This is a genomic window from Paenibacillus sp. F024 (assembly GCF_057814255.1).
In genome coordinates, this window is sequence record NZ_JBVASZ010000007.1 from 81165 (window position 1) to 93736 (window position 12572).

Below are 12572 nucleotides of genomic sequence, written 5' to 3' on the forward strand. Positions count from 1 at the left end.
AGGGGGAATACCATTGTTATATCGGACGTTGATGTTTACGCCGGGCAATCGGCCCGACAGGCTGCTCAAGTCGTTGGACAGCTCGGCGGATGCCCTGATTTGGGACCTCGAGGACGCGGTGCATACGGATGAGAAGGCGGCGGCCCGTACCGTGATCCGGGACGTACTGGACTCTATGGACAAGACGCCCTCCAAGCCTGTTTTTATCCGCGTCAATCAAGTGGGCACCCCATGGTTTGAGGACGATGCCCGACTGGCCGGACACCCGCTTGTTCGCGGCATGCTCCTGCCCAAGACGGAGAGCGCCGAACAAGTGGAGCAGGCCTGGAAGCGGATGGGCCGTAAGGGCGAGCTTATCGTCCTGATCGAAACGGCGATAGGTGTTCGTGACCTGGAGACCATTCTGGCATCGCCGCTGGTCACCGGTGTCGCTTTAGGCGCCGTAGATTTGGCGGTTGATCTGAATTTGACGCTGACCGATTCCGGGCTGGAGCTGCTCTATTTCAAGTCACGTATCGTAACGCTGGCCAGAGCTGCCGGAATCCAAGGCATTTATGATTCCGTATTTCCCGATTTTAACAACTCGGACAGCCTGCGCATCCGTGCTGCGCTAACCAAAACCACCGGATTTACCGGGCAGATGTGTGTCCATCCCGTGCAAATCCCGGTCATTACCGAGGTGTACTCCCCTGCGGCCCAGGAAATCGACTGGGCCAAGCGGGTCATCCATGCGCTGGAGAATGAAGCGAAGGGACTCGGAGTCTTCACGATCGACGGCAAAATGGTGGACCGCCCGGTCATCGAAAGAGCGAGGCAAGTCCATGAGGCGGCCGTACGCTGGAAGCTGGCCTGAGAACTCCCTGCCTTTGTTGACAGGTGACTTCATTCATCCTATACAATAGAGGTATAACTTTTTTTGTGAATGGGAGCAATGTGGATGAAGGTAACCATCGATGATGTAGCGCAGAAGGCGGGGGTATCCAAAGCGACGGTTTCGCGCGTATTGAATAAAAATTATCAATATATAACGGAAGATACGAAAGAACGCGTGCTTAAAGCGGTCGCGCAGCTGGATTACCGGCCGAATGCGCTGGCCAAAGGCTTGAAGTCGTTAAAGACGAACGTGATGGGCCTTGTGCTCTCCAATCTGCGGAACCCTTTTTGGTCGCAGGTGCTGGAAGGGATTGAGGATGTATGCAAACATCACGGATATAACCTGATGATCGCCAATTCCCGCGACAGTCTGGAAGCGGAGGAGGATCACATCAGGGGCTTCGGCTTACGCCAGGTGGACGGCATCATCGTGAACCCTGCAGCAGGGATGAACCCGTTGTTCCAAACCTTGTCCGAACAACAGTTTCCTCTGATGTTTCTTAACCGTAAAGTGGAGGGCGTCACCGCCGATACCGTTGTGGTCGACAATATCAAAGGATCGAGAATGGCCGTGGAGCATCTGCTGCGGCTCGGAAAGCGGAAAATTGCCATTTTCCTGTATCCTCCCAACGGGATCAGTCCCCGTCTCGAACGGATTGAAGGCTATCGGTTGGCGATGGAGGAGAATGGCTTGAAGGTTCATCCGGACTGGATCAAAATCGTGCGGAACAAGCAGGAATGCCAAATCGAAATCGGCAGGCTTTTGGAATCGGGGCTGCCGGATGCGATCTTTTCCACCAACAGTATTCTTACCTTGGAGATTTTGGATGCCTTGAAGGAGCTGGGGCTTTCAGCACCCAAAGACATCGCTGTATTAGGCTACGATGAAACGGCTTGGGCCAAGCATCTGGATCCGCCGCTCACGACCATCGAGCAGCCCACGTATGAAATGGGAAGAGTTGCCGCCGAACGGCTGATTCGAAGAATCGATAACAAATCGGATACCGCATTGGAAACGATTCAGCTGGAACCAACCCTCATTGTCCGCCAATCCTGCGGGGAGGCATAGCCTATTCGCGATCCGTGAAGGAAAACCTATGCAAAAAACAAACCGTCCGCCGGGTCAGACTTGAAAGGGCTGATGCGGGCGGACGGTATTTTGTCTTTAGGCGTATGTCCTATATCCGGAGCATACGGCTTGCTGCAATAAGCCTGTTATTTTCCTCTGGCGGCTTTCAGTTTCTCCAGCTCGGACCGCACTTCATCCTGCGGTTCCAATGGATAAAGAGCATTCGCCTGCGTATTCGTTTGCCGGTATGCGTTCGCTCCGGCATACACCCGCCCTACCTTTTCCTCCATCCGGGCAAAACCGCGTGTGAGCTTGTCGGTTTCAAACGGCTGTATGGAGAAAGCGGCTTGCTCGATGGCACACGCCGCGTTGGCCTGTGTGACAAGGAAGAGCAGCTTGAATTGCAGCTCCTGATGGATGTCCGTTAACCGGGAGATTTCCTCTTTTAAAACCTCCGATTGCTTACGGAGCATGTCCCGTTGGTTTTCATAGGTAATCAGAAGCTTCTGATGATGAAGCTTGTCCTGCAGGGCGATTTCGGCGATTGCGTCCTCATTCCGGTCTACAGCAAGCTCCGCCTGACGAATGCGTTTGGAGACGATTTGCCCGGTTTTGGAGATCAGCACATCATACTGCTGCTCCGCCGCGAACTGATTCGACAGCGCCTCCCGCGCCCGGTCGATTTGTTCCTCCACCTGGCGGATGTAATGCTTGGCCATGCTGATCGGATCCTCAAACCGGTCCAGCATGTGATGGATATCGGCGGTTGCGATTTCTTTGACTCTTCCCATAATTCCCATTTATTTATCCTCCTTCGATTGATTGTGCTCCCATTCGTCCAAAAATCGGCCGCGGTTGTATGCCGGCGGCATCTGCTGCCAAGACGCTTCATAAGCGCTTCCCGCTGCGCTAGGGTTCGTTTTATTTAGTCGGCGGTTCACCACAATGATGAGCAGAATAACGAGTGCGCCCCAAAGCGGCGTCAGCAGACTCATAAGAGACAGTACTGCTAGTCCTGCGCCTATCCATTTCAACAAGCCTGCCGCTTTCATCCACAGCACCGAGCCGACGGACAGCAGCGCCACCTTAAGAAGAAGCATAGCGACCGGGAAGACATAGAAAGGCCCGGGATAGGAGGCATGCGGGACAACATGCGGCCTGTGCGGTCCGCGGCCGTACCCGTAAGGAAGATGCCGGCCTCCTCCATGCATTCCGAAATCGAACATCTTGACTGCGACCAGCGCCAGCGCGAAAGCGGAGATTCCGGTTAGAACCCAAAAGACAGTACGGTTGATCTTCATTTGTACACCTCCTCTCAAACGGGTGCCTGTTTGGCATCCTTATCGCTTACAAGTTGAAGTATAAACCGCTTGTCTTAAAGGAAGCTTAGTCTGGGCTGATAGAAACTTAAGAATTCGCTTAATATATGCTGAAAAAGAAGAGAGCTGAAGAACAAAAAAACCGGTACAGCGGCTTGGCTGTACCGGTTTTAAATAGCGGGAAGATGAACGGAGAACGTACAGCCTTCACCGGGGCTGCTGTCTACGCTGATGATGCCATCATGGGCTTCCACAATCGACTTGGAGATCGACAGCCCGAGTCCTGCGCCGCCGTGTTTGCGCGTCCGTGATGCATCGCTGCGGTAGAATCGTTCAAAGACATGGGGCAGATGCTCTACGGTAATGCCGGGGCCGTTATCGCGAACTTTCAGGTCCGCTTGATTCCCACGGGAAGATAAGCTCACCGTAATCACCCCGTGCTCCGGGTCGGTATGCTGAACGGCGTTGTGGAACAGGTTCAGGATGACTTGTTTGATTTTATCCGGATCGTATAGCCCCTGGATGCCTGCCGTAAGGTCGAAATGAACGGTTCGGCTTCCCGCCAGCATCCGCAGGTGGGGCTTCATTTCCCGAATGAGCGCATCCAGCTGTGTTTCCCTCAACTGAAGCTGAGGGGAACGGTCGAGCTTGGCCAGCATCAGCAGATCCTCGACGAGCTTCTTCATGCGTTTGGATTCGCCGTGCATACTGTTTAAAGCAGGATACAGCTGTTCCGGTCTTTCGGCCGCCCCTCGCAGCAGCACCTCCAGAAAGCCGTGAATCGACGTCAAGGGCGTACGCAGCTCATGGGAGGCGTCAGCAATGAACCGCCGCATCTGTTCTTTGGCCTCCCGTTCGGCTTCGAAGGAGGTCTCAAGCCGTTCCAGCATGCCGTTAAAAGAGTCGGCCAGACGGTCGATTTCCAGCTGTCCTTGCGGTCCGGGAAACCGCTCGGCCAAATTCCCGGCATCCGTTCGCTCAACGGCACGCACCATCTGATTGAGCGGATTCAGCGTACGGCGAAGCACAGGCAGATAGAACAATAAGCCGCCCGCCAATGCCAGAATGGACAGCGCTGCGAACGTCAGCAGCTGCCGCATAACCACATCCTGAAGCGGTCCTGTGGCCGTCCCCATTTGAAGCATGCCGCCGACCTGTCCGTTGGCCGGCCGGAATACGATCAGCTGCTCCTTACCTTCTTCATCCCGAACAACGCGGTAATTGATTCGTCCCCGATGATCGGAAGATTCCGTAATGGCACGGTACTCCTCATCCGATAGCCGGGGTGAGAGCGCTCCATTCTCCTTGCTCAAATCGGTAAAGCTTCCGTCATGTCCGATGTAGGCAAGAGACGTATCCGGGAAGAAAAGCACCGGCCCCCGTGACCGGCCTGGATCAGACGGTGGTCCAGGCGCGCGATCTTGGGAAGAGCGTTCCGGAAACAAATTCGGACGGGTCAGGATATCTCTTGGCAGCGTCCTGAGCTGCGTGAGCATCGTTTCCGCCTGGTTTCGGTATAAAAAATCTTTCATTAAAACGTATTGCAGCGCGCCGATCAGCAGGAGAAGAGCGGCCAACATGAACAATGACCGGGTAAGAAGCTGGAAACGAAGCGATCGGGGAGCCAGCAACCGTTTAACCGGATCCATCCATTTCCTTATCATGGTAAATCAACCCGGTACCCGGCGCCCCTGAGCGTCCGGATCAACCGATGCTCCTTGTCGGCCAATTTGTCCCGCAAGGAACGGATGTAAACCTCGACAATATTTTCTTCCCCTCCAAAGTCGTATCCCCAAACCTTATCCAAAATTTTCGTCTTGCTTAGCACGATGCCGTGATTGATGACCAGAAATTTAAGCAGCTCGTATTCCGTTGGGGAAAGTCCCAGCGCCTGCTCCTGATAGACGATTTCTTTTCTGCGGTCGTCAATCCGAAACGGCCCGATCGCAACCTCGCCGAAAAGACTCGGAAATTGATTGCGAAGCCGGGCGCCGATGCGGGCAAGCAGCTCTTCGAAGCTGAACGGCTTGACCACGTAGTCGTCCGCTCCGAGCGTCAGCCCCTTTACCCGATCATCCACTTCGTCTTTGGCGGTAAGCATGATCACGGCAACATTGTTCCCGTTCTTTTTAAGCAGCCGGCACACTTCAAAGCCGTCCATGCCCGGCATCATCACATCCAATACGACGACATGCGGCTCGAATTCCTGTGCCAGATTGACGGCGTTCATGCCGTCGGGCGCGGTTTTGACCTCGAATCCTTCGTTGGTAAGACCCAGCTCTAGAAACTGCAAAATGTGGGGTTCGTCATCGACCAGCAAAATTTTAATTCCTTTTAAGCTTTTCATCCGTGTGCCTCCCACATCATTCTATGGTATGAATTATCCGCCTCGAAACTGAATGTACGCTGAATGCGGACTGAACCGAGGCTGAATCATTGCCGAAGGCCTGTATCCTTCAGTGAATATTCAGCCCGCGTTCAAGCGGATTTCAGTCATGGAGCCCACAATGTGAACAGGCTAACAAGCAAAGCCGGGCTCGTATGGAGGATCATCTTTTTTTCTATGGTAGCGTTTCGGCTGGGTGAAGTAAATCAAAACGATTTTGGGAGTGTTCAAAGACAATGAAATCCGCAAAGGGCTCGTGGAAAAGCCGCCGATAGGCAAAGGGCCATCCCATGTGGCGATCATGGGGCGGTACCTTCTGAAGCCGTCGAGCTTCCCGATTCGCTTCCGGCCAGCTCCAGCGGTGTTAGTAAGCCATTGGTGTATTAAGAAGAGGGGGGACAACATGGTCGAAAAAGAGCTTAGCACGCAAAAGGCGAAAAAACGCATCACCCGCCGCCAGTTCATCGCCGCCGGCGTTGTTCTGGCAGCAGGGGCGGCGCTGACCGCCTGCGGCATCCATCCTGGGGGCGGAGGTACGCTGCCAGGGGCTGACTCGACACCGGCGCCGGATGCCGGGAAACCGCAATCGACGGTCCTAGAGCCAACGCCCGCCTGCGGAGACGGGGATGCGACGCCGGCAGTTACGGAAGGTCCATACTTCACGCCGAATTCGCCGGAACGCGCATCTCTGCTTGAGCAGGGAATGAACGGGAGCACTTCATTCCGTTTATTTATATGCCGAGATAGGCTTCTTTTACATGCTCATTTTCTTGCAATTCTTTGCCTGTACCGCTCATGGCCACTTTACCATGCTCGATGACGTACCCCTTGTCGGCGATCGAAAGTGCGTGATGAACATGCTGTTCTACGAGGACAATGGTGATCTCTTTTTTAATCTGCTGGATCGTTTCGAAGATTTCATCTACGAGAATCGGTGCGATCCCAAGCGACGGCTCATCCAGCAGGAGTAACGAGGGCTTGGAGGCGAGGCCTCGTCCGATGGCCAGCATCTGCTGTTCCCCGCCGGACAGGTTCCCGGCAAAATTGTTTGCTCTTTCTTTTAAACGGGGGAAGATATCCAGGATATGGGCAATGGATTCTTCACGAAATTTCGCCGCACGCTTGTTATAGCTGCCCATTCGCAGGTTCTCCAGGACGGTCATCTGCGGAAATACCTTGCGCCCCTCCGGGACATAGGCGATTCCGAGCTCGGCCATTTTGTGAGCGGGCAGATTTCCTATTTCCCGGTCTTTGAAACGGATCGAGCCTTTATGAGCGGTCAAGCCTACAATCGACTTCAGGATCGTTGTTTTTCCGGCTCCGTTGGTACCGATAATGGAAACGACCTCTCCGGGACTGACATCAAAAGAAACGCTCCAAACCGCCTGCACCGCGCCATAGAAAGATTCCAGATTAGTGACTTTTAACATATCCATCCCCCAAGTACGCTTTAATCACCGTCTCATCGTTCATAACCGCCTTGGGCTCCCCGTTGGCAATCATTTTTCCGTTCCGGAGTACGACGATGTGATCCGAAACTGCCATGACGGCTTTCATAATGTGCTCGATAATGACAATGGTCGTGCCGTTCCTGCGGATTTGATGAATGAGCTTGATCGCATCGTCCACTTCGGATGGCGTGAGTCCGCCCATCGGCTCGTCCATGAGGAGAAGCTCAGGCCCGGTTGCGATGGCGCGTGCTACCTCCAGCCGTTTTAAATTCCCGATGGATAGCTGTCCTGCAGGAAGATGCTGAAGGGACTCTAAGCGGGTGAAGGTCAAGATATCTTTTGCTTTTTCTTGAGCTTCCTTTATATTTTTGCTTTTCGCCAGGGAAGCGACCATCACATTGTCGAAGACGGATAATTTGGCCAGCGGTTTTACGATTTGGAAGGTACGGGCGATCCCCATCCCATTCAACTCGTGAGGCTTCTTTCCGGTAATGTCTTGGCCCCGGTAATAAATTTTTCCTTCGGATGGAGGAAAAACGCCCGCAATCATGTTAAAGCAGGTCGTTTTTCCGGCTCCGTTAGGTCCGATGAGAGCGAGGACCTGGCCCTCTTTCACATCAAAGCTAACGTCTTCGTTAGCGGTAACCCCTCCGAAGCGTTTAGAAATGCGGTCGATTTTCAGTAAACTCATGCGGTTTCCCTCTCTTTGTTTTCATTCGTGCCATCCATTTTTTCACCCCGTCCACGATTCCGCCCGGGAGGTAAACAATGACGACCATAATCATCAGACCGTAAATGACTAAGTAAAGGGAAGGATAGGTTTGCAGCGCAGGAATTCCCTTTAAGTATTCCTGGAGGCCGATGAGCAGCGTCGACCCGATAATGGGGCCCGCAACGGTTCCGATTCCGCCGATCACGGTTACAAAAATCATCTCTGCTGAAAGATGAACGGTAAAAGCCATCTCAGGGTCGATAAACTTGTTAAACAATCCGTAAAACGAGCCTCCTAAGCCTGTGATCGTTGCAGAAAGAAATAAGGATAAGCTCTTATAACGTGCCGCATGAATCCCCATAGCTTCCGCGGCATCTTCATTCTCGCGGATGGCGATGAGAGAATAGCCGGTTTTTGTTTTCATCAGATAAGAAATGAACAAGCAAACCAGTACCGTTATAGCTAAGCCTAGAAAAAAATATTCCTGTTTATCCGAAACGCTTATCCCAAGGAAGGTCCCGCCGGACTCCAGCATGATCCCTTCGCCGCCATTGGTCACGCTTTTCCAATTGCGGGCGATGATCAGCAAAATTTCAGCAATCGCCAAGGTTCCCAAACCAAGATAGGGCCCCCGTAAACGGAAAATCAGCTTGCCCAGAGGGAGGGAAAACAGACCTGCCAGCAAGGCGGCCAGCACCATGCTCAAAAACATATCCAGCTTCAGCTCGTTCATGAAAATCATGGAGGCGTAGGCCCCAATGCCCAGAAACATGGCATGGCCGAAGGAGATTTGGCCGGTAAAGCCGCCAAGCAGATTCCATGCCTGCCCGAGAATGACCCAGACGAGAATATAGGAGCAAACGGTATAAAAATAAGCGTTTTGTTCACCGATGAAGGGAACGATGAAGCCTGTAAGCAAAGCGGAAACCAGAGCAATAACAGTCGTTTTGGTCTTCATCATTTACTTTGCCCTCCCAAACAATCCTTGCGGTCTGAACAGGAGAACCAACAGGAAGATGACTAAGCCGAAAATATCGCGGAACCCCGTTCCGCCGGGAATGTAAGCCGAGCCGAAGCTTTCCGTAACGCCAAGAATCAAGCCGCCCAGAGCCGCTCCCGGAATAGAGCCCATGCCGCCCAGGACGACAATGACGAAGGCTTTGACGACAAACAAGGTTCCGATGGAAGCGTAAATGGGGTAATTGGCTGCCAATATATTTCCCGCAATCCCGGCAAATGCCGCACCGAGACCAAAGGTTAAACCGGAGATGACCGATACGTTGACGCCGACAATCGTCGCTGCCGTAGGTTCTTGTGATGCGGCGCGAATGGCAAATCCGGTATCTGTTTTCGTTAAGAACATATGCAGGCCGTAGATGAGCAGAGCGGTCACAACAAACCCGGCTGTAAGCGTCGCATTGAGCGACAAGCCGCCGATATGCCATACTTTGTTTTCCCAATATAAATTCTCGCCGGTAAGGCGAAGGAATTTAGGGCCGATAAAAGCGGGAAGGGCCATCACGTTGGCAAATAAAATCCCCGCGCCCGCGGTAAGAAGGAGCGTGTTTTCCTCGCGGACTCTTTTGGCTTTTTCAACAAACCAGCGATAGAGAAAGTATCCGATGACAAAACAAACGGGGACGGAGAACAACATGCTGACAAAAGGATCCATGCCGAAATTTGAAAACAAAAAATAGCTGATAAACATGCCGATCATGACGAATTCGCCGTGCGTCATATTAATGACGTGCATTACCCCGAAGATCAAGGTCAGCCCGAGGGCGATAATGGCATAAATCCCCCCGATGAGCAATCCGTCCAAAAGGGTCTGGAGCATAGGTGTACGTCCTTTCTATCAATGTAATCGAGCGGGAGGGGAAGGAGCTTCCCCGTCCTCTCCCGCCAAGGTATGTGTCGTAGAGAATACGCCCATGCCGGGCTCGCGGATAGCAAAGAAGGGGAGCCGCTTCGTTTTACCAGCCTTTGAAATCCTTCATTTTGTCCTCAGCGAACGCATCCGGATAGACGGTGACCATTTTTCCGCCGATCCATTGAGAAATATCGGTCATGCCCTTGTTCTGATTCTTGTATCCGTCAAAATCCTCGAATTTCACATGTCCAAACACCGTATCCATATCGGTGGCTTCAAGCGCCTCCTTTATTCCTTCGCGATCCAAGGTTTTGGCGCGCTTTAAAGCGTCGGCGATGACATAAATAGCCGCATAGCCCTCGACCTCGTGCTCGCCGGGCTCATGCTGGAACTTGGCGGTGAAATTTTTATGGAACTCCTGGAATTTCGGATCCTTTTTGTTTCCATGCCATGGACCAGCGGTCAATACCGTTTCGGCCAGCTCTCCGGACTGCTTGGCAAAGCCGATGATGGAGTGGCCTGCGCCGGTACCGACGAACATCTTGGGTGATACGCGGGATTCTTTGGCCGCTTTCATGATTTGAGTGGCGTCGTTATCATCGCCGGCGGTTACGATCACCACCTCAGGGTTGGCCGCTTTGATTTTTTCCATTAAAGGCTTGAAGTCCAGCTCTCCGGCTTTATATTTTTCCAATGTGAACGGAACGCCTGCCGACTCAATATATTTTTTGATACCGTATTCATAAACCGCTTCGCCGAATGCGTTGTCTACGTTGATGTAAGCGATTGATTTCGGAGGGTTCGTTTTAAAATAATCGCGAAGAGCGGAGGTATACATTCCGGCTGTCGGACTTAAACGAAATACATAATCGTAACCGCTCATGGTCGCTTTATCGGAGCTTCCATGGTCAATCAGGTAAGGGACCTTGTTTTCATTGGCCACCTGGGCTTCCACCAAGGTAACCCCGGAGGAACGCCCGCCTGTCAGAATCAGGATGTCTTTATTGGCCACCAGCTTCTCGGTTGCGGTTTTACCCACCTGAGGCTTTTCCTGGGAATCTTCAATAAGAATCTCAAGCTTTTTCCCGTTGACTCCCCCGGCTGCATTAATTTCATCAACGGCAAGGGAGTAGGCTTGCTTGAATTTCTCTCCAAATACAGCCGAGCCGCCTGTCATCGGAAGAACGGCGCCGATTTTGAGCGTACCGTCAGTAGAAGGGGCGGGAGTTCCGGCCGCCGGAGGCGTTTGAGATTGCGTAGCTCCGCATCCGCTGAGAAGGGAGCCTGCAAGAAAAACAGCGGACAAAAGACCTGCATAAGCTTTACGTGTTTTTTTCATGTCTTATTCTCCTTTGGAATGGATTAAAGCTGAATGACGACCAATTTTTCTTCCGTCATCTCCTGAATGGCATAACGGATTCCTTCCTTGCCTACTCCGGAGTCCTTGACGCCGCCGTACGGCATGTGGTCGGCACGGAAGGTAGGGATCTCGTTGATCAATACCTGACCGACGTGCAGCCCTTGAGCGGCTCGGAAGGCGGTATCCAGGTTGGTGGTGAATATTCCGGCGTTCAAGCCGTAACGGGATTGATTCGCCAGACGAATCGCTTCTTCCACTGAAGAAACGCGATTGATGACCACAACGGGCCCGAACACTTCCTGACATACGACCTTTTCGGATTCGTTAACATGAGTCAGGATGGCGGGGGAGATGATTTGTCCGTTGACTTCCCCGCCGGAGAGGAACGTCGCGCCGGACTGACGGGCTTCTTCGAGCCAAGCGGTAATACGCTGAAGGCTGCGTTGATTGACCACGGCGGAGACATCGGTTTGTTCATCGGAAGGCGCTCCGATAATTAAATTTTTGGAGGCTTCGACAAAGCGCTCCACAAAAGCATCATAAATCGCCTCGTGAACATAAATCCGTTGGGTATGGATACAAACCTGTCCGGCATAGGTGAAAGCACCGGTTACCGCTTTTGGGACGGCTTTATTCAGATCGGCTTGCTCGTCGATGATCAGCGCTGAATTGGACCCTAATTCCAGTGTGATCTTCTTTAAGCCGGATTGGGAACGAATCAGCTTTCCTACCTCAGGGGAACCCGTAAAGGAAATTTTCTTTACTCTTTCGTCCGTGAAGAGAACAGGTCCCAGCGTAGGGCCATCTCCTGCGACTACATTCAGGGCGCCGTCTGGAAGTCCGGCCTTTTGCATCAATTCAGCCAGCTTGAAGCTGGTTAAAGGCGTTTGCTCCGCCGGCTTCAACACCATCGTGTTACCGCTTGCAATAGCAGGGGCGACTTTGTGCGCTACCAGGTTCAAAGGGAAGTTGAACGGGGTGATGGCTCCAATCACTCCGATCGGCTCCCGGACGGTAAAAGCGATTTTTCCTTCACCGCCTTTTGCCGCATCCATCGGAATGGATTCCCCATACATCCTCTTGGCCTCCTCGGCGGCAAACAAGAACGTTTGAATCGATCTGGCCACTTCCATGCGGGCGGTTTTAATGGGTTTTGCCGCTTCGAGGCAAATCGTTTGAGCGAATTCTTCCGCACGCTCCTCCAGCAATTGGGCGGTTTTGTATAAAATGCTTGACCGTTCATGAGAAGAAAGGGCTTTCATTCTTTCGTAAGCTTGGTCGGCTTCGGCAATAGCTTCCTCCATTTCCTCCGGTGTAGAAAGCGGGATTTCCGCAATAGCGGATAAATCATAAGGATTTTTTAATTCATACAGAGATGAGCTTGATTTCCAACGACCACCTATAAAGTTTGATTTTTTTTCTACAGCTGCCCCATTCAATGGACGTTCCTCCTTTTCTCGCCTTTGCGCGGCTCACTTATTTAATAAGCAATTTCCATGCCAAAGCCTTTATTCGACTGAAACAAGGGTGAG

Annotated in this window: 13 protein-coding genes; 2 read left to right on the plus strand and 11 right to left on the minus strand. The window is 52.4% G+C overall.

Features of this window, described 5'->3' with window-relative positions:
* Positions 1–13: 13 nt before the first annotated feature.
* Entirely contained in the window at positions 14–853 is an 840-nt protein-coding gene (locus tag ACZYR9_RS09790) for an HpcH/HpaI aldolase/citrate lyase family protein (protein ID WP_488978287.1), read from the plus strand.
* 84 nt (positions 854–937) lie between these two features.
* The gene (locus tag ACZYR9_RS09795; RefSeq protein WP_488978288.1) at positions 938–1942 is read left to right on the plus strand and encodes a LacI family DNA-binding transcriptional regulator; all 1005 of its coding nucleotides are present in this window, start codon (positions 938–940) and stop codon (positions 1940–1942) included.
* A 146-nt stretch (positions 1943–2088) separates the two neighbouring features.
* Here ACZYR9_RS09795 and ACZYR9_RS09800 read toward each other — a convergent pair whose 3' ends face one another.
* The 11 genes from ACZYR9_RS09800 to ACZYR9_RS09850 form a co-directional block, all read right to left on the minus strand.
* Positions 2089–2742, minus strand: a complete 654-nt coding sequence (locus ACZYR9_RS09800) for a PspA/IM30 family protein (protein ID WP_488978289.1) — start codon at positions 2740–2742, stop codon at positions 2089–2091.
* Entirely contained in the window at positions 2743–3243 is a 501-nt protein-coding gene (locus tag ACZYR9_RS09805; RefSeq protein ID WP_488978290.1) for a hypothetical protein, read from the minus strand.
* A 188-nt stretch (positions 3244–3431) separates the two neighbouring features.
* Complete coding sequence (locus tag ACZYR9_RS09810) at positions 3432–4925, minus strand: sensor histidine kinase (RefSeq protein WP_488978291.1); 1494 nt, start codon at positions 4923–4925, stop codon at positions 3432–3434.
* Positions 4922–5608 (minus strand): response regulator transcription factor, encoded by a 687-nt coding sequence (locus ACZYR9_RS09815; RefSeq protein WP_488978292.1) that lies wholly within the window; start codon positions 5606–5608, stop codon positions 4922–4924. The genes ACZYR9_RS09810 and ACZYR9_RS09815 overlap by 4 nt, the downstream gene beginning before the upstream one ends.
* 171 nt (positions 5609–5779) lie before the next feature.
* Positions 5780–6310, minus strand: coding sequence for a hypothetical protein (locus tag ACZYR9_RS09820; protein ID WP_488978293.1), 531 nt, complete (start codon positions 6308–6310; stop codon positions 5780–5782).
* A gap of 68 nt (positions 6311–6378) precedes the next feature.
* Complete coding sequence (locus ACZYR9_RS09825; RefSeq protein ID WP_488978294.1) at positions 6379–7077, minus strand: ABC transporter ATP-binding protein; 699 nt, start codon at positions 7075–7077, stop codon at positions 6379–6381.
* Positions 7061–7789 (minus strand): ABC transporter ATP-binding protein, encoded by a 729-nt coding sequence (locus ACZYR9_RS09830; protein WP_488978295.1) that lies wholly within the window; start codon positions 7787–7789, stop codon positions 7061–7063. Before ACZYR9_RS09830 ends, ACZYR9_RS09825 begins: the two co-directional genes overlap by 17 nt.
* Positions 7758–8771 carry a branched-chain amino acid ABC transporter permease gene (locus ACZYR9_RS09835; protein ID WP_488978296.1) on the minus strand — a complete coding sequence of 338 codons (1014 nt, stop codon included), beginning with the start codon at positions 8769–8771 and terminating at the stop codon, positions 7758–7760. Before ACZYR9_RS09835 ends, ACZYR9_RS09830 begins: the two co-directional genes overlap by 32 nt.
* Positions 8772–9647 (minus strand): branched-chain amino acid ABC transporter permease, encoded by an 876-nt coding sequence (locus ACZYR9_RS09840; protein ID WP_488978297.1) that lies wholly within the window; start codon positions 9645–9647, stop codon positions 8772–8774. It lies immediately after the preceding gene.
* A 136-nt stretch (positions 9648–9783) separates the two neighbouring features.
* Positions 9784–11019 (minus strand): ABC transporter substrate-binding protein, encoded by a 1236-nt coding sequence (locus ACZYR9_RS09845; RefSeq protein ID WP_488978298.1) that lies wholly within the window; start codon positions 11017–11019, stop codon positions 9784–9786.
* Positions 11020–11042: 23 nt separating this feature from the next.
* Positions 11043–12479 carry an aldehyde dehydrogenase family protein gene (locus tag ACZYR9_RS09850; protein WP_488978299.1) on the minus strand — a complete coding sequence of 479 codons (1437 nt, stop codon included), beginning with the start codon at positions 12477–12479 and terminating at the stop codon, positions 11043–11045.
* Between the last annotated feature and the right edge of the window lie 93 nt (positions 12480–12572).

Excerpts from the sequence above, each read along its gene's own strand:
- ACZYR9_RS09795 (WP_488978288.1), top strand. The coding sequence starts at position 938 with ATGAAGGTAACCATCGATGATGTAGCGCAGAAGGCGGGGGTATCCAAA.
- ACZYR9_RS09845 (WP_488978298.1), bottom strand. The coding sequence starts at position 11,019 with ATGAAAAAAACACGTAAAGCTTATGCAGGTCTTTTGTCCGCTGTTTTT.
- ACZYR9_RS09805 (WP_488978290.1), bottom strand. The coding sequence starts at position 3,243 with ATGAAGATCAACCGTACTGTCTTTTGGGTTCTAACCGGAATCTCCGCT.
- ACZYR9_RS09835 (WP_488978296.1), bottom strand. The coding sequence starts at position 8,771 with ATGATGAAGACCAAAACGACTGTTATTGCTCTGGTTTCCGCTTTGCTT.
- ACZYR9_RS09810 (WP_488978291.1), bottom strand. The coding sequence starts at position 4,925 with ATGATAAGGAAATGGATGGATCCGGTTAAACGGTTGCTGGCTCCCCGA.
- ACZYR9_RS09825 (WP_488978294.1), bottom strand. The coding sequence starts at position 7,077 with ATGTTAAAAGTCACTAATCTGGAATCTTTCTATGGCGCGGTGCAGGCG.
- ACZYR9_RS09830 (WP_488978295.1), bottom strand. The coding sequence starts at position 7,789 with ATGAGTTTACTGAAAATCGACCGCATTTCTAAACGCTTCGGAGGGGTT.
- ACZYR9_RS09800 (WP_488978289.1), bottom strand. The coding sequence starts at position 2,742 with ATGGGAATTATGGGAAGAGTCAAAGAAATCGCAACCGCCGATATCCAT.
- ACZYR9_RS09815 (WP_488978292.1), bottom strand. The coding sequence starts at position 5,608 with ATGAAAAGCTTAAAAGGAATTAAAATTTTGCTGGTCGATGACGAACCC.
- ACZYR9_RS09840 (WP_488978297.1), bottom strand. The coding sequence starts at position 9,647 with ATGCTCCAGACCCTTTTGGACGGATTGCTCATCGGGGGGATTTATGCC.